This is a genomic window from Streptomyces chiangmaiensis, from assembly GCF_036281785.1.
GTDB lineage: Bacteria > Actinomycetota > Actinomycetes > Streptomycetales > Streptomycetaceae > Streptomyces > Streptomyces chiangmaiensis.
Genome location: NZ_JAYWVC010000019.1, coordinates 18,008 through 33,159, shown reverse-complemented (window position 1 = coordinate 33,159; position 15,152 = coordinate 18,008). Strand labels below are relative to the sequence as shown.

Below are 15,152 nucleotides of genomic sequence, written 5' to 3'. Positions count from 1 at the left end.
TCGGCCCCACACCGACACCGGCGCAGGCCTCGGAACCGGCACGTCCCGAACTCCCGGATTCCCGAAGGATCTGACGTACGCATGAACAAGAACATCCGACGCTCCATCGTCATAGCCGCCGGTGTCACCGGCGCTTGGGCACTCGGCTCCGCCGTCGCCAGCGCGGACGAACTGCCCGCCGCCTCCGCGTCCACACCCGACGTCGGCATCGACGCCGTGGACACGGTCGGGGCGGTCACCGACACCCTGAACGGCGTCGTCGCCGGTGTGCACGACACGGTTTCCGGCGTCACACACGGCACGACCGTGGACGGCGCCGTCTCGACCGTCAGGGACACGGCCGGCACGGCGCACTCCGCCGTCGCCGGTGCCGCACACACCCCGGCCCGGGCCGGGGCCCCTGCCGCAGCCAGGGCCGAGGCCCGGGTCGGGAAGGCGCCGGCCGGCGCGGACCAGGCGCGCCGGCATGCCGGCGCGCAGGCGGCCGTGTCCCACCTCTCGCAGGCGAAGGGCGTCACGCACGCCGCGCACTCCGTCACGTCCCGGGCCACGGCGGTGGCGGACCACGCCGACGGCGCGGCCACGGTCGCAGTCTCCGACGCGACCGCCCCCCAGGACGAGATCGACTACCTCTTCGGCCCCCTCTCCGCCTTCGCTCCCGAGTTGGAGCAGGCGCTCGCCGCCGCGCAGACCAAGCTCCAGGCCGTGCAGAACGCCACGCGCACCCAGGCGCAGGGCGTCGACGGCGTGGTGCGCCCGAGTGCAGGAAGCGCCGTCGCGCGCGCGGGGCGCACCGCACAGGGCGTGCACGGCGCCGCGCGGCAGACGGTCGCCGGAGCCGAGGGCCGGGCCGCGGGTGCGACAGCCGTCGCCGCGGGCGAGGCGGACGAGGCGCGGACCGCGGTGGGCGCGAGCGTCTCCGCCGTTCCCGGCCATGTCACCGGAACCGTCACAGGAGTGAGGCGGCAGGTCGGCGGCACGGTCCGCAGCGTGCCGGGCACGGTCACGCCGGTGGCCGCCGAGACGGCTACGGCGGTGCTTCCTCCGGTCGCCGGCACGGTCGTCGACGGTGTGCTGCCGGTGGCCGGGCACGCCGTGGGCCATGCGACCGGTCTGGCACACGGAGTCGTGGCGGACGTCCAGCCGCTCGCGCAGCACGCGGTCGGCGATGCGTCCGCGCTGGCCTACGGGGTCGGCGCCGATGCGCAGTCGGCGGTGTACGGCGTGACCGGGGAGGTGACGGGCGATGTGGCGGCCTCCGTGCTGCCGCCGGTCGCCGGGACGGCTGTGCACGGGGCCCTGCCCGTCGCCGGGCAGGCCGTCGGGGACGCGGCGCAGCTGGCGTACGGCGTGGCGGACGAGGCGCATCCCTTCGTGGTCGGAGTCGCGGGCCAGGTTCCGCCGTTCGCCGAGGGCGTCGCCGGAAGCGCCACCCGGCTGGCGTACGGCGTGGGCGAGGAGGTGCAGCCGCTCGCAAACGGTGTGGGCGGCGCGGTGCAGCCCGTCGTCCAGACGGTGAACGACGCCGTGCAGCCCGTCGTGCACGGCGTGGCGGGCAGCGCCACGGACCTGGCGTACGGCGTCGCGGATGACGTGCGGCCGTTCGCGGGCGGCGTCGTGGGCGCGGCCGGCCCCTTCGTGCATGGGGTCGCGGGCCAGGTCGCGCCGTTCGCCGGGGACCTCACCGGGACCGTCGGTGCGTCCGGCGCTGCGCTGGGCGGGCACGCGGTGACCGGTGTCCGGGGCGTCGCCGAGTCCGCCGTCCCGCACCACTCGCAGCCGGAGCACCACGACATGTACTCCGTCTGACCCGGGGATGCCGTACGGCGCGCGGCCGCGCGCCGTACGGCATCCGACAGACTCCGCGGGGGCCGAGGACCCGGGCGGCCGAAAGCCGTCGACCGGCCCGGCCGAGCCCCCCGCGGGCAGGGCGGATGGCCCCATTGGGGTGGGGTCCACCCGTCCCAACGCCCTCCGGGGCGGCACAAGGGGTCCCACCGGGCCAACCCCAACCCGGTGGGACCCTGCCGCCCGGCTCCGCCTGCCCTCCGAGGGCCTCGAGCGGCCCGGCGCACGCTGGTCGCACGTGTGACGGGTATCACCGCTCAGGTGTGATCTGCGATTTAGGGCCCCACCTCAAGCGGCGATAACCTGCGAGACGGACATGCCGCGCGCTCGGACACCGTGTGCGCCTCCCTTGTGACACAGAGCGGACGTCACGTTGCCCTTCGCGGCACGCCCACGCATCCAACGAACCGCGAGATCACTGATAGGGACGGAAGCGCGTGGACCTGTTCGAGTACCAGGCGAGGGACCTCTTCGCCAAGCACGGTGTACCGGTGCTGGCCGGTGAAGTCATCGACACGCCTGAGGCGGCGCGCGAGATCACCGAGCGGCTGGGCGGCAAGTCGGTCGTCAAGGCGCAGGTGAAGGTCGGTGGCCGCGGCAAGGCCGGCGGAGTCAAGCTGGCGGCCGCCCCGGACGAGGCCGTTGCCCGCGCCACGGACATCCTCGGCATGGACATCAAGGGCCACACGGTCCACAAGGTCATGATCGCCGAGACGGCTCCCGAGATCCTCGAGGAGTACTACGTCTCCTTCCTCCTCGACCGCGCCAACCGCACCTTCCTCTCCATCGCCTCCGTCGAGGGCGGCATGGAGATCGAGGAGGTCGCGGCCACCCGTCCCGACGCCGTCGCCAAGATCGCGATCGACGCCATCGACGGCGTGGACCGGGCGAAGGCCGAGGAGATCGTCGCCGCGGCCAAGTTCCCGGCCGAGGTCGCCGACAAGGTCGCCGACGTCCTCGTCAGCCTGTGGGAGGTCTTCGTCAAGGAGGACGCCCTCCTGGTCGAGGTCAACCCGCTCGCCAAGGTCGCCTCCGGTGACATCATCGCCCTCGACGGCAAGGTGTCCCTGGACGACAACGCGGAGTTCCGTCACCCCGAGTTCGAGGAGCTCCACGACAAGGCGGCGGCCAACCCGCTCGAGGCCGCGGCCAAGGAGAAGAACCTCAACTACGTCAAGCTCGACGGCGAGGTGGGCATCATCGGCAACGGCGCCGGCCTGGTCATGTCGACCCTGGACGTCGTCGCCTACGCCGGTGAGGCCCACAAGGGCGTCAAGCCGGCCAACTTCCTCGACATCGGCGGTGGCGCCTCCGCCGAGGTCATGGCGAACGGCCTGGAGATCATCCTCGGTGACCCGGACGTCAAGTCCGTGTTCGTCAACGTCTTCGGCGGCATCACCGCCTGCGACGCGGTGGCCAACGGCATCGTGCAGGCTCTGGAACTTCTCGAGTCCAAGGGCGAAGAGGTCAACAAGCCGCTGGTCGTGCGTCTCGACGGCAACAACGCCGAGCTGGGTCGTCAGATCCTGGACGACCGCAACCACCCGCTCGTGCAGCGTGTGGACACCATGGACGGCGCGGCCGACAAGGCCGCCGAGCTGGCTGCTGCCGCGAAGTAAGGGACGAGGTCAAAGACAACCATGGCTATCTTCCTCACCAAGGAATCCAAGGTCATCGTCCAGGGCATGACCGGCTCCGAGGGCCAGAAGCACACCAAGCGCATGCTGGCCTCCGGCACGAACATCGTCGGTGGCGTGAACCCGCGCAAGGCGGGCCAGGCCGTGGACTTCGACGGCACGGAGATCCCGGTCTTCGGCACCGTCAAGGAGGCCATCGAGAAGACCGGCGCCGACGTCACGGTCATCTTCGTCCCGGAGAAGTTCACCAAGGACGCGGTCATCGAGGCCATCGACGCCGAGATCCCGCTCGCGGTGGTCATCACCGAGGGCATCGCGGTGCACGACACGGCCTCCTTCTGGGCGTACGCCGGAAAGAAGGGCGACAAGACCCGCATCATCGGCCCGAACTGCCCCGGCCTGATCACCCCTGGTCAGTCGAACGCCGGCATCATCCCCGCCGACATCACCAAGCCGGGCCGCATCGGCCTGGTCTCGAAGTCCGGCACGCTGACGTACCAGATGATGTACGAGCTGCGTGACATCGGCTTCTCGACCTGTGTCGGCATCGGCGGTGACCCGATCATCGGCACCACGCACATCGACGCCCTCAAGGCCTTCCAGGACGACCCCGACACCGACCTGATCGTCATGATCGGCGAGATCGGCGGCGACGCCGAGGAGCGGGCCGCGGCCTTCATCAAGGAGAACGTGACCAAGCCGGTCGTCGGCTACGTCGCGGGCTTCACCGCGCCCGAGGGCAAGACCATGGGTCACGCGGGCGCCATCGTCTCCGGTTCGTCGGGCACCGCCCAGGCGAAGAAGGAGGCGCTGGAGGCCGCGGGTGTCAAGGTCGGCAAGACCCCGACCGAGACGGCCAACCTGGCGCGCGAGATCCTGGCCGGCTGAAGTCCTTCCCGGCTGAACGCCGGTGGGCCCGTTACCCTCGGGGACGGGCCCACCGGCGTGTGTGGCGCGGACGTCAACGCGCCTGGGGGACCAGTCGCGCCGGCCCCCGGTGGGCTTGCTTCTTCAGCAGGAGCCGCAGTCGCTGTTGCTGGGCGGACAGCGGGCCCAGGGCGACCCGGGGCGGGAGGTCGAGGATCGCCGTTCCCTCGGGCACCGGTCGCTCGTAGTGGTCCGCGGCCACGTGCAGGGTCAGGGCCGTCGCACCCACCACGGCTGCCGTGAAGACCACCGCCGTCTGGATCCGGCGACGGGCCCTGTGTTCGCCCACGGCGCGGACCGCGGGCGGCCTGGCGGCGCGCAGGCGGACGGACGTGGCCAACTCGGCCAGTCTGTCGGGCAGTACCTCGGGCGCCGCCTGGTCCGGCACGAGGCCGGACAGCGTCTCGCGGGCTCGCTGCAGCCGGGCGGCCGTGGCCGGGGTGCTCGCCTCTGTCTCGGCCGCGGTCTCCGGCAGGCCGAGGCCGGCACCGTCGTGGAGCACCAGCGTGCGCCGGTGGATCGGAGGCAGCGTCAGGAGCGCCTTCAGCAGGGCCTGGGCGGCGGGGTCCGCGGGTGCATCGGGGCGGCGGTGGCGCGGGCGGAAGCGGTGCCAGGGGGAGAGCGCCCAGTCGTGTGCCGCCGCGCGGACCCAGCTCGGCGGATCGCGGTCCACGGCCACCTCGGGCCAGCGCTGCCAGGCCAGTTGGAAGGCCCGTTCGACCGACTCACGGGCCAGGCCGGGCCGGCCGGTGAGCAGATACGTCTGCCGTACGAGGGCCGGGACGCAGTACTCGTACAGGCCGTCGAACGCCTGATGAGGAGTCAGGGGCCGAGTGGTGGCCCAGTCCCGCCCATTGCCCCGGGTCGTTTCGTGTGCCGCCCACTCGTGGAGCAGCCGTGCGTATGCTCTCCCCTTCCGGCCGCGCGGTGTCGTCAGGCCGGCCTCCCAGTCGCGTACTTCGTCGATGGAGACGCCCAGCGTGGCGGCCACTTGATTCTGCGTCAGGGACTGGGTCCTGCGGAGGCGTCGGCATTCCTTGGGGCCCGGCAGCTGGGAGGCGGTGCTCTGCATCACTGTGCTGCCCTCCGTGCATAAAAGTACATAACCGTATATTGAGCGACACATCGGCGCTTTGCTCGTTACGCCGGTAAAGCGCGTGTCGTTGGCAGCATGGCGGGGTGACCCAATGGACCGATCGCCGATTCCCGTTGCCGCCCCTGCGTACCCGGTTGCGCGACCGCTGGCCCCATCTGGGCGAGGCCCTCGAGGGAGGCGCCGTCGCGGCGGTGCTGGGGCTCGGCTCCTTCACCCTGCTGGTGATGGTGCTGTGGATCAGTTCCCCGTATCCAGACAACGGACCCGGTGGTGCGCTGCGCGTGGCGGCCGCGCTGTGGCTGCTGGCGCACGGCGTCGTGCTCGTGCGCACCGAGACGCTCTCCGGCCTGCCCGCGCCCGTCGGCGTCACCCCGCTGCTGCTGGCCGTGGTGCCGGTGTGGCTGCTGCACCGGGCGGCGCGAGATGTGACGGACGGAGAGGGCGAGGAGGCTGCGGAGTCCGAGGCACCGCTCGTCGACGTCCGCACGGCGTGGGTGGGTGTGGCGACGGGCTACCTCGGGGTGGCCGCGGTGGCGGCGCTCTACGCCGCGGACGGGGCGCTGCGGCCTGCGTGGGCCTGGTCCGCGATGCATCTGCCCTTGGTCGTCGTCGTGTCGGCGGGGGCGGGGGTGTGGACGGCGTACGGGCGTCCGTGCGGACGCCTGCCGCGGAGCGTGCGCCGGGCGCTGGAACGGCTGCCCGCGGGCATGCGGCGGGTGGTGACCGCCGGGACGGTCGATTCCGAGGGGCGGGTACGCCTGGGGGACTCCCTCCGGGCGGCCATGGCCGGGACGGCCGTGCTGGTGGGCGGGGGCGCGCTGCTCGTGGGGGCGTCGCTGCTGTCGCACGGTGAGGCGGCGCAGTCGACGTTCCACCAGCTCACGGAGGGGTGGTCGGGGCGCTGGGGGGTGCTGCTCCTGGCGGTGGCGCTGGTGCCGAACGCGGCCGTGTGGGGGGCCGCTTACGGGCTGGGGCCCGGATTCGTGCTGGGCGTGGGGCATGTGATGGGGCCGCTGTCGACGACGCGGCCCCCCGCGCTGCTGCCGCCGTTTCCGCTGCTGGCGGCCGTGCCCAGGACGGGGGGCGGGCCGTTTGTGTGGGCGGTGGCGGCGGTGCCGGTCGCGGCGGGGGTGACGGTCGGTTGGTTCGTGGCGCGGGCGGCGTGCGAGGGGCGGGAGCGCGGACGCGAGGCGGTGTGGCCGGCTGGTCGTGTCGTGGCGGCGGTCGTGGTGGCCGGGGTGCTGTGCGGGCTGCTGCTCGGGGGACAGGCGCAGTCGGCGGGCGGGCCGCTCGGGGTTGCCGCCCTGGCGCGGTTCGGGCCGGTGGGGTGGCAGGTGGGCGGTGCCGCCGCCGCGTGGACGGTGGGAACGGGCGTGCCGGTGGCTCTGGGCGTACGGGCGTGGTGGCTGCGGAGCTCCAGGGTGCGGCGGAACCCGCGTGCGCCCCGGAGGGGGGCGTCCGCGGCCGCGGTCCCGTCGCCGACGGCTCCGGAACCGGCCGGCGTCCACGGTGGCCGGAACACGTACGCGGATTGGGAGCAACCCGCTCTCAGGCGCTACGCGACCTGGGAGCGTCCCGGCCCCAGGACGTACGCGGCCTGGGCGGACCCCGGTCTCGAGCCGTACGGGGCGTGGGTGGACCCGGACCTGAAGCCGTACGAGGTGCTGCCCGCGGAGGATCCCGGGCTGAGCCCGCACACGGCGTGGGTGGACCTCGAACTCAAGCAGTACGAGGAGCTGTCGGCGGACGATCCGCTCCTGTCGCAGCGCCCCAGGACGGCTCCTTCGGAGGAGCAAGGGCGGGATGCCTGAGGCGGACCCCGCGTCACGGAGAGCGGGGTCGCGCGCCGCCCCCGCCCCGGCTCAGCCCTGCGGCCCCAGCACGCCCCGCAGATCCTGGGGCAGCAGGTCGGTGCACGACTGTTTCGCCGTGGTCGTCAGGGCGTCGTTCAGGCACGTGTAGTAGTCGCGGTAGACCAGCTGGGCCGTGAACGTGGCCGCCACCATCGCGATCGCCAGCGACGCCGTGACCAGGCCGCTGATCGCCGCCGACGTCTGCGGGCGGGCCGTGGGCGCGGCGCTGTCGGGGTCGGGGTTGCGGGGCTTGGCGCGCAGGGCGCTCGTACCCCAGTACAACGCCAGCGCGCCCAGCAGCAGGGCGACGTACGGCCAGCTGAAGAGGGCGAAGAAGAAGGCCCACATGCCGGCCAGCAGCGCGTAGCGAGCGCGGCGCTGGACCGGATCCGTGGGATCCCAGCGAAGGTTCGTGCCCGGCCGTCCGGAACCGGTGGGCCCCTCGGGCCCGCCCTGTCCGCCGGGGCCTGCTGAGCGCTCGCCGAAGCGCCCACCCGCCGAGGGACCCGGCTGCCGGTCACTCCACTGGCTGCCCCAGGGGGTGCGTCCGCCCTCGTCGGAGCCTTCCTGTCCCTGCCCCTGTCCCCGGCCGGGAGCGGGGTGCCGTGGCCGCCAGGGCCGGTCCGGCGTACCTTCCGGCGGCGGCGCGAAGGGGTTGTCGTCCGCGGGCGTCTCCGGGCCCCGCCCACCGCTCGTGGAGCCGCCGTTCGCGGAGTCGCCCCCGTTCTGGGGCGTCTCCTTGCTCTCCGGCGGCGGCACGGGCGAAGGGCGCCGCTCGTGCAGCAGCAGCAGCGGAGGGAGTCGGAGACTGCGGTCCGGCATCAGGTGTGCGTCTTCCCCTTGGTCGTTCCGGCGTGCGGCTTGTTTGTGGAGTTCGCCGCGGGCGCGCCCCCGCGGGCGTACCTGTTCCCGGTCAACGTCCCACGCAGGTGCGTCGTTCCCCGCGTCGATCGCCCGTTTCCCGGGCGGCTCCTCCCCAGACGCTACCTCCCGGCCACGCCCCCGTCCCATGGGGGCCGTCCAGAGTGCCGGTATCGTTGCTGACGGTCGTCCGTTTCGTAGACTTCCCCGTATCCGGGGACGCGAAGCATTCGTATGACCATACAAACGCTCTGCCGAGCGATCGCATGAACGCTTCCCCGAGAAAGGGCCCCGTCGTGGCCGAGTCCGTGGCCGAGACCGTCACCGAGTCCGCGGCCAAGCGCCTGGTCGTCCTGGTCTCCGGGTCCGGCACCAACCTGCAGGCGCTTCTCGACGCCATCGCCGAGTCCGGGGTCGGCGCCTACGGCGCCGAGGTCGTGGCCGTCGGTGCCGACCGTGACGGCATCGAGGGCCTGGCCCGCGCCGAGCGCGCCGGGGTGCCGACTTTTGTGTGCCGGGTCAAGGACCACGAGAGCCGGGAGGCGTGGGACAGCGCCCTCACCGACGCGGTCGCCCGCCACGAGCCCGACCTCGTCGTCTCCGCCGGATTCATGAAGATCGTGGGGAAGGAGTTCCTCGCGCGTTTCGGCGGGCGGTTCATCAACACCCATCCCGCCCTGCTCCCCAGTTTTCCCGGAGCCCACGGTGTGCGCGACGCGCTCGCGTACGGCGCCAAGGTCACCGGTTGCACCGTCCACTTCGTCGACGACGGCGTCGACACCGGGCCGATCATCGCTCAGGGTGTGGTGGAGGTCCGGGACGAGGACGACGAGGGCGCTCTGCACGAACGCATCAAGGAAGTCGAGCGAAGGCTGCTCGTCGAGGTCGTGGGGCGGCTCGCCCGCAACGGCTATCGCATCGAGGGACGAAAGGTAGTTATCCAGTGACCGCCGAGAGCACCAAGCGGCCCATCCGGCGCGCGCTCGTCAGCGTCTATGACAAGACCGGACTCGAAGACCTGGCTCGCGGGCTGAACGAGGCCGGCGTCGAGCTCGTCTCCACCGGGTCCACCGCCGCGAAGATCGCCGCCGCCGGCCTGCCCGTCACCAAGGTCGAGGAGCTGACCGGCTTCCCCGAGTGCCTGGACGGCCGGGTCAAGACCCTGCACCCCAAGGTTCACGCGGGCATCCTCGCCGACCTGCGTCTCGACAGCCACCGCCGGCAGCTCGAGGAGCTGGGCGTCGAGCCGTTCGACCTCGTCGTGGTCAACCTCTACCCCTTCCGCGAGACCGTCGCGTCCGGCGCCTCACCCGACGAGTGTGTCGAGCAGATCGACATCGGCGGCCCCTCCATGGTCCGCGCCGCCGCCAAGAACCACCCGTCCGTGGCCGTGGTCACCAGCCCGGACCGCTACGCCGACGTGCTCGCCGCCGTCCGCGACGGAGGCTTCGACCTCACCGCCCGCAAGCGGCTCGCCGCGGAGGCCTTCCAGCACACCGCCGCCTACGACGTCGCCGTCGCCTCCTGGTTCGCGTCCTCGTACGCGCCCGCCGACGACTCGGTCTTCCCGGACTTCCTGGGTGCCACCTACGAGCGCAAGAGCACCCTGCGCTACGGCGAGAACCCGCATCAGCCCGCAGCGCTCTATGTGGACGGCAGCGGCGGCCTCGCGGAGGCCGAGCAACTGCACGGCAAGGAGATGTCGTACAACAACTACACGGACACGGACGCCGCGCGCCGTGCCGCGTACGACCACGACGAGCCCTGCGTCGCCATCATCAAGCACGCCAACCCCTGCGGGATCGCGATCGGCGCGGACGTCGCCGAGGCGCACCGCAAGGCGCACGCCTGCGACCCGCTGTCCGCGTTCGGCGGTGTCATCGCCGTCAACCGGCCGGTGAGCAAGGAGATGGCCGAGCAGGTCGCCGAGATCTTCACCGAGGTCATCGTGGCGCCGGACTACGAGGAGGGCGCGCTCGATGCCCTCACCAGGAAGAAGAACATCCGGGTGCTGAGGGCCCCCGGCGGCCCGGAGCACCCGGCCGAGATCAAGCAGATCGACGGCGGCGCGCTCCTCCAGGTCACCGACCGCCTCCAGGCCGAGGGCGACGACCCCGTCCACTGGACCCTCGCCTCCGGTGAGGCGCTCGGCCCCGACGAGCTGCGTGAACTCGCCTTCGCCTGGAAGGCCTGCCGCGCGGTCAAGTCCAACGCCATCCTGCTGGCCAAGGACGGAGCATCGGTCGGCGTCGGCATGGGCCAGGTCAACCGGGTGGACTCCTGCAAGCTCGCCGTCGAACGGGCGGGCGAGGAGCGGGCGCGCGGCGCGTACGCGGCTTCGGACGCCTTCTTCCCGTTCCCCGACGGGCCGGAGATCCTGATCGCCGCGGGCGTCAAGGCCATGGTCCAGCCCGGCGGTTCGATCCGTGACGAGCAGGTCGTGGAGGCCGCCCAGAAGGCCGGTGTGACCATGTACTTCACCGGTACGCGCCACTTCTTCCACTGAGCACCGGGCAGGCCGGTCCCGTAGGCGCCGGACGGGTCTGCCGGAACAACAGGGCCGTGTCCCCTCGTACGGGTGGGACACGGCCCTGGGTGCGTCGGGCGCGAACGCCGCCGGGTCAGTAGGACGGCTGCCGGGGACGGTTGAACCAGCCGGCGCCGGCGGAGTTGCCGACGAACACGGCGACCAGGATGGCGAGCACCGTGTGCAGCAGACCGACGACGATGAACGGATAGATACCGAGGATCGCGGTGATGATCGCGAAGACGAGGACGGTGATGCGGATACCGTTGCCGCCCGAGTTGAACTTCAGGGCCAGCACCAACGCGAACACCGCCCAGGCCGCGGCGAACACCGCGATCGCCCAGAGCATGCCGGTCGAGTAGTCGGCGAGCTGCTGGAAGTTCGAGTCCTCCTTGAGCGTCGAGTCGTTCTTGGCGGCGTTGACGCCGACCGCGCCGAGGACGAACAGGGCCACGCCGATGAGTTGGAGGCCGACGATCACCCACAGCAGCACACGGGCCGCGCTGACCGTGCCGGGCATGGTCGTCGGGAAGGGCTGCTGGCCGTAGCCGCCCTGCGGCATCGGCGGCGCCTGCGGGTAGCCGTAACCGGGCTGCTGGCCCTGCGGGTAGCCGTAACCGGACTGGCCCTGAGGTGCGCCGTACGGGTTGTTCGGTTCGCCGAAACTCATGAGCGGTCTTCTCCTCCGTCTGCCTCGAGTGCGGGGACGAGGGCGGCACGGTTCGGAGGAGAGTTCTACAGATGGTGTCCGTCCCCCCCGGGTACTGCCCGCTACACCGTGGCATTCATCGTTCTAAAGCCCCTACGGCTTTGTCCAGCGTGATTGCGCATGTGTTGTGCAAGTGCAACATCACCGATCTTGGGACAGGACGGACGGGCCGGGAGGCGCCCGGATTGGAACCACAGGCGGTTCATCCGGGAGGATGGGAGCCATGACCGCCCAGATTCTCGATGGCAAGGCAACCGCAGCCGAGATCAAATCCGATCTGACCGCCCGGGTGGCGGCGCTGAAGGAGAAGGGCATTGTGCCCGGCCTCGGCACGCTCCTGGTGGGGGACGATCCCGGCAGCCGCAAGTACGTCGCCGGCAAGCACCGCGACTGCGCCGAGGTCGGCATCGCCTCCATCCAGCGCGAGCTGCCCGCGACGGCCACCCAGGAGGAGGTCGAGGCGGTCGTCCGCGAGCTGAACGAGGATGCCGACTGCACCGGCTACATCGTGCAGCTGCCACTGCCCAAGGGCATCGACGAGAACCGGATCCTGGAGCTGATGGATCCGGAGAAGGACGCGGACGGCCTGCACCCGATGAACCTCGGCCGCCTGGTCCTGAACGAGCCGGCGCCGCTGCCCTGCACCCCGAACGGCGTGCTGACCCTCCTGCGCCGCCACGGCGTGGAGATCAAGGGCGCCGAGGTCGTGGTGGTCGGCCGGGGCGTGACCATCGGCCGCCCGATGCCGCTGCTGCTGACGCGGCGCAGCGAGAACGCCACGGTCACCCAGTGCCACACCGGCACGCGCGACCTCGCGGCCCACCTCAGGCGGGCCGACATCATCGTCGCCGCGGCGGGCTCCGCGCACCTGATCCGGCCCGAGGACGTGAAACCGGGTGCGGCCGTCCTCGATGTCGGCGTCTCGCGCAGCGCCGAAGGCAAGATCGTCGGTGATGTTCACCCGGACGTGGCCGAGGTGGCCGGGTGGATCTCCCCGAACCCCGGTGGTGTGGGTCCGATGACCCGCGCCCAACTGCTGGTCAACGTGGTCGAGGCGGCGGAGCGCAGTGTCGACTGAGGACAGGCCGGAGGGCACCACGGGAGAGCGGCCGACCGGCGGCTCCGAGCCCGTCGTGACGGACGCCACGGAAGAGCAGCGGCCGGAAGGCGCCGAGCCCGTCGTACGGGACGCCGTCAGCGCGCCCGACACGGACGGCAGGCCGCGGCGTACGACGCGGCGGTTCCCCAGGATCACCCGGGACACCGCGCGGCCCGAGGGCGGCGGCAGGGCCGCGCCGCGTGACGCACCCGCGCCCGCGCGGCAGTGGCCGATCCTGGTCGTACTGGCCGTCGTGGGCCTCGGGCTGCTGGTGACCGCGCTGGACGCGTTCCGCCTCGGCACGCTGCTGATCGGCGTGGCGCTGCTCGGCGGCGCCGCGATGCGCTGGGCGCTGCCCGACGTGGGCATGCTCGCGGTGCGCTCCCGCTTCACGGACATGGTCACCTACGGCGTCCTGGGTCTGGTCATCGTGCTGCTCGCGCTGATGGCGCAGCCGAAACCATGGCTGGAGATACCGTTCCTCGACGACACCCTGCACTTCACGGTCCGCACCTGACCCTGTCCGCTGACGGACGCGACGGTGGCGGACGCACTCTCACCTGAGGGGCTCCCGCCGTCGTCGTGGGGTCCCGGAGACGGCCGTGCGGCGGCTGCGGGCGGTGCGGTTTCCACCGGGGCGACCCGCCGGACGCCGCGTCCCGATGGCGGCGCTCCTCGCTCTGCCGGCCCTGCTCGTCCTCGCCGTGGTCGGGGCCGTCGCGCTCGGGTGAACTGGTCCCCCTGCGCCTGCTGAGGTCACCGCTGTGTGCCCGTTGTGTCGATGTGTTGACAAGTTCGCGGATGGCCACCGAATCACCTCCGCACCGGGGCTAACGTGTCCAATCGGGACGGTCCGGGGCGTCATGTGCGGTGAACCGGGGGTTCCGCTCGAACAGGCGGTGGGACACTGGGCCGCGGACCGACGGGTGTGCGACGGTGCATTCCCCTGGCTGAATGCTCCCGTGCGCCCCCACTCCGGGTGGGGAGATCCCGGCCGGGGGCCTCCCCGTGGGTAGCCAGAACGGGGACTCGACAGCGGACAGCACGCAAGGGGAACGTCAGCAGGTACCGGGGGAAAGAGGGGGAAGCAATGCCTCGTTGGAAGGCCTTGCCCGATGAACTCGACCCGCAGGTCGGAGAGTTCGCGGGACAGCTGCGGCGGCTCGTGGACCGCAGCGGGCTGAGCGTCTCCGCCGTGGCAGACCGCACGGGCTACAGCAGGACGTCCTGGGACCGTTACCTCAACGGCCGGTTGCTCGCGCCCAAAGGCGCGGTCATCGCCCTGGCCGAGGTGACCGGCACCAATCCCGTGCATCTGACCACCATGTGGGAGCTCGCCGAGCGCGCCTGGAGCCGCTCGGAGATGCGTCACGACATGACCATGGAGGCCATCCGGATCTCCCAGGCGCGCGCCGCGCTCGGGGAGTTCGGGCCGCCTCCCGAGACCAGGGGCCGCGGTGCCACGGCAGCCCGTGGCGGCACCGCGACGTCGGGCGCCGCGGGTCCCGCCGGTGGGGCACCGTCGGTGCCGTCGCGGACGACGTCCCCCACGACCCCGGACGCCGGGAGCGGCGACGCCGGCGCGCCACGGGGCGGCTCCTCGAGCGGCGGCTCCTGGGGAGAGGCCGGACACCAAGGGGCGTCGCAGGGCGGGCGGGCTGCCCTTGCGCCCGAGCCCGCGGTGACGCCGACGGGCGGACCCGCCGGGACACCGGGGGTACCCGGTGCTCACCGGCAGGCGGCAGCCGGCGGCCCGCCACGTGACGACCGGCCGGGCGGCGGGGGCGGGTCGGACGGGGCGCGCCGCAGGCGGCCGCTGGTGATGTTCCTCGCGGGCGTGGTCGGCGCGCTCGTGGTGATCGCGGTGGCGTTCTTCCTGACCGACGGCGACGGCACGAAGACGGAGGGCGCGCCCAGGCCGTCCGCGACGGCGCCGAGTCCCGACCCCGCACTGCCGGCCGGCGTCAAGTGCAGCGGAGCGGGTTGCACCGGCAAGGACCCGGAGAACATGGGCTGCGGCGGCACGCTGGCGAAGACCACCACCAGCGTCACCGTCGGCAGGACCCTCGTCGAGGTGCGCTACAGCAAGACGTGCGCAGCCGCATGGGCCCGCGTCACCCGGGCGGCGCAGGGCGACACGGTCACGGTGTCGGCGGCCGGGGCGGCCCGGCAGACCGGCTCGGTCGCCGCGACCGGGGACACCGACGCGTACACCCCGATGGTGGCGGTGACGGACGCGGCCGCGGCGAAGGCGTGTGTGACGCTGACGTCGGGGCAGGAGGGGTGCACGAAGTAGCGCGGGGGAGCGCGTAAGAGACGGGGTCGCCCGCAGGGGGGACCGCGAGGTGAGAGGCGTGCGGGGGGATGCCGCGCGCCTCTCACCGAAAAAAAATCGCCGTTCGACACGCATGACCTCTGCATCGCGGGGCAGGCGGACCGTACCCCCACGGGAGTCCGGCAGTCCGGGAGGCCCCCATACCCCTCCCGGCTGGACACCCCCGCATGGCGGCCGCCTCGAGTCCTGCCTCTCCCGGACGGGCGGCCGCCGCGTGCCGGGTCTGTGGGGCGGGCCACAGGGACCCGGACGTCCCCGAC

At 72.5% G+C, this 15,152-nt stretch carries 12 protein-coding genes; 9 read left to right on the top strand and 3 right to left on the bottom strand.

Annotated elements, in window-relative coordinates:
• The first annotated feature begins 81 nt into the window (after window positions 1-81).
• The 3 genes from VXC91_RS09060 (at window position 82) to sucD (ending at window position 4,373) form a co-directional block, all read left to right on the top strand.
• Complete coding sequence (locus VXC91_RS09060) at window positions 82-1,809, top strand: hypothetical protein (protein ID WP_329506453.1); 1,728 nt, start codon at window positions 82-84, stop codon at window positions 1,807-1,809.
• Window positions 1,810-2,285: 476 nt separating this feature from the next.
• A complete protein-coding gene (gene sucC / locus VXC91_RS09055; protein WP_329506452.1) occupies window positions 2,286-3,467 on the top strand; it encodes an ADP-forming succinate--CoA ligase subunit beta in 1,182 nt (393 codons plus the stop codon).
• Between the two features lie 21 nt (window positions 3,468-3,488).
• Window positions 3,489-4,373, top strand: a complete 885-nt coding sequence (sucD, locus tag VXC91_RS09050) for a succinate--CoA ligase subunit alpha (RefSeq protein WP_329506451.1) — start codon at window positions 3,489-3,491, stop codon at window positions 4,371-4,373.
• A gap of 73 nt (window positions 4,374-4,446) precedes the next feature.
• Here sucD and VXC91_RS09045 read toward each other — a convergent pair whose 3' ends face one another.
• Window positions 4,447-5,484, bottom strand: coding sequence for a sigma factor-like helix-turn-helix DNA-binding protein (locus VXC91_RS09045; RefSeq protein WP_408057354.1), 1,038 nt, complete (start codon window positions 5,482-5,484; stop codon window positions 4,447-4,449).
• Between the two features lie 107 nt (window positions 5,485-5,591).
• Here VXC91_RS09045 and VXC91_RS09040 point away from each other — a divergent pair, with 107 nt between their 5' ends.
• Window positions 5,592-7,319: a cell division protein PerM gene (locus VXC91_RS09040; RefSeq protein ID WP_329506448.1), complete on the top strand. Its 1,728-nt coding sequence runs from the start codon at window positions 5,592-5,594 to the stop codon at window positions 7,317-7,319.
• Window positions 7,320-7,370: 51 nt separating this feature from the next.
• Here the strand turns inward: VXC91_RS09040 and VXC91_RS09035 are convergent, their stop codons facing one another.
• Window positions 7,371-8,183 carry a hypothetical protein gene (locus VXC91_RS09035; protein ID WP_329506447.1) on the bottom strand — a complete coding sequence of 271 codons (813 nt, stop codon included), beginning with the start codon at window positions 8,181-8,183 and terminating at the stop codon, window positions 7,371-7,373.
• Window positions 8,184-8,488: 305 nt separating this feature from the next.
• Between VXC91_RS09035 and purN the strand changes: the two genes are divergently transcribed.
• Window positions 8,489-9,169, top strand: a complete 681-nt coding sequence (gene purN / locus VXC91_RS09030) for a phosphoribosylglycinamide formyltransferase (protein WP_408057353.1) — start codon at window positions 8,489-8,491, stop codon at window positions 9,167-9,169.
• Window positions 9,166-10,728: a bifunctional phosphoribosylaminoimidazolecarboxamide formyltransferase/IMP cyclohydrolase gene (purH, locus tag VXC91_RS09025; RefSeq protein ID WP_329506445.1), complete on the top strand. Its 1,563-nt coding sequence runs from the start codon at window positions 9,166-9,168 to the stop codon at window positions 10,726-10,728. Before purN ends, purH begins: the two co-directional genes overlap by 4 nt.
• Before the next feature lie 115 nt (window positions 10,729-10,843).
• On the opposite strand, the gene VXC91_RS09020 is transcribed toward purH, so the two are convergent.
• Window positions 10,844-11,419, bottom strand: a complete 576-nt coding sequence (locus VXC91_RS09020; RefSeq protein ID WP_329506443.1) for a hypothetical protein — start codon at window positions 11,417-11,419, stop codon at window positions 10,844-10,846.
• A 262-nt stretch (window positions 11,420-11,681) separates the two neighbouring features.
• Here VXC91_RS09020 and VXC91_RS09015 point away from each other — a divergent pair, with 262 nt between their 5' ends.
• The 3 genes from VXC91_RS09015 (at window position 11,682) to VXC91_RS09005 (ending at window position 14,853) form a co-directional block, all read left to right on the top strand.
• Complete coding sequence (locus tag VXC91_RS09015) at window positions 11,682-12,536, top strand: bifunctional methylenetetrahydrofolate dehydrogenase/methenyltetrahydrofolate cyclohydrolase (protein WP_329506441.1); 855 nt, start codon at window positions 11,682-11,684, stop codon at window positions 12,534-12,536.
• The gene (locus tag VXC91_RS09010; RefSeq protein WP_408057352.1) at window positions 12,526-13,074 is read left to right on the top strand and encodes a DUF3017 domain-containing protein; all 549 of its coding nucleotides are present in this window, start codon (window positions 12,526-12,528) and stop codon (window positions 13,072-13,074) included. The genes VXC91_RS09015 and VXC91_RS09010 overlap by 11 nt, the downstream gene beginning before the upstream one ends.
• A gap of 573 nt (window positions 13,075-13,647) precedes the next feature.
• A complete protein-coding gene (locus tag VXC91_RS09005; protein WP_329506439.1) occupies window positions 13,648-14,853 on the top strand; it encodes a helix-turn-helix domain-containing protein in 1,206 nt (401 codons plus the stop codon).
• Window positions 14,854-15,152: the final 299 nt, after the last annotated feature.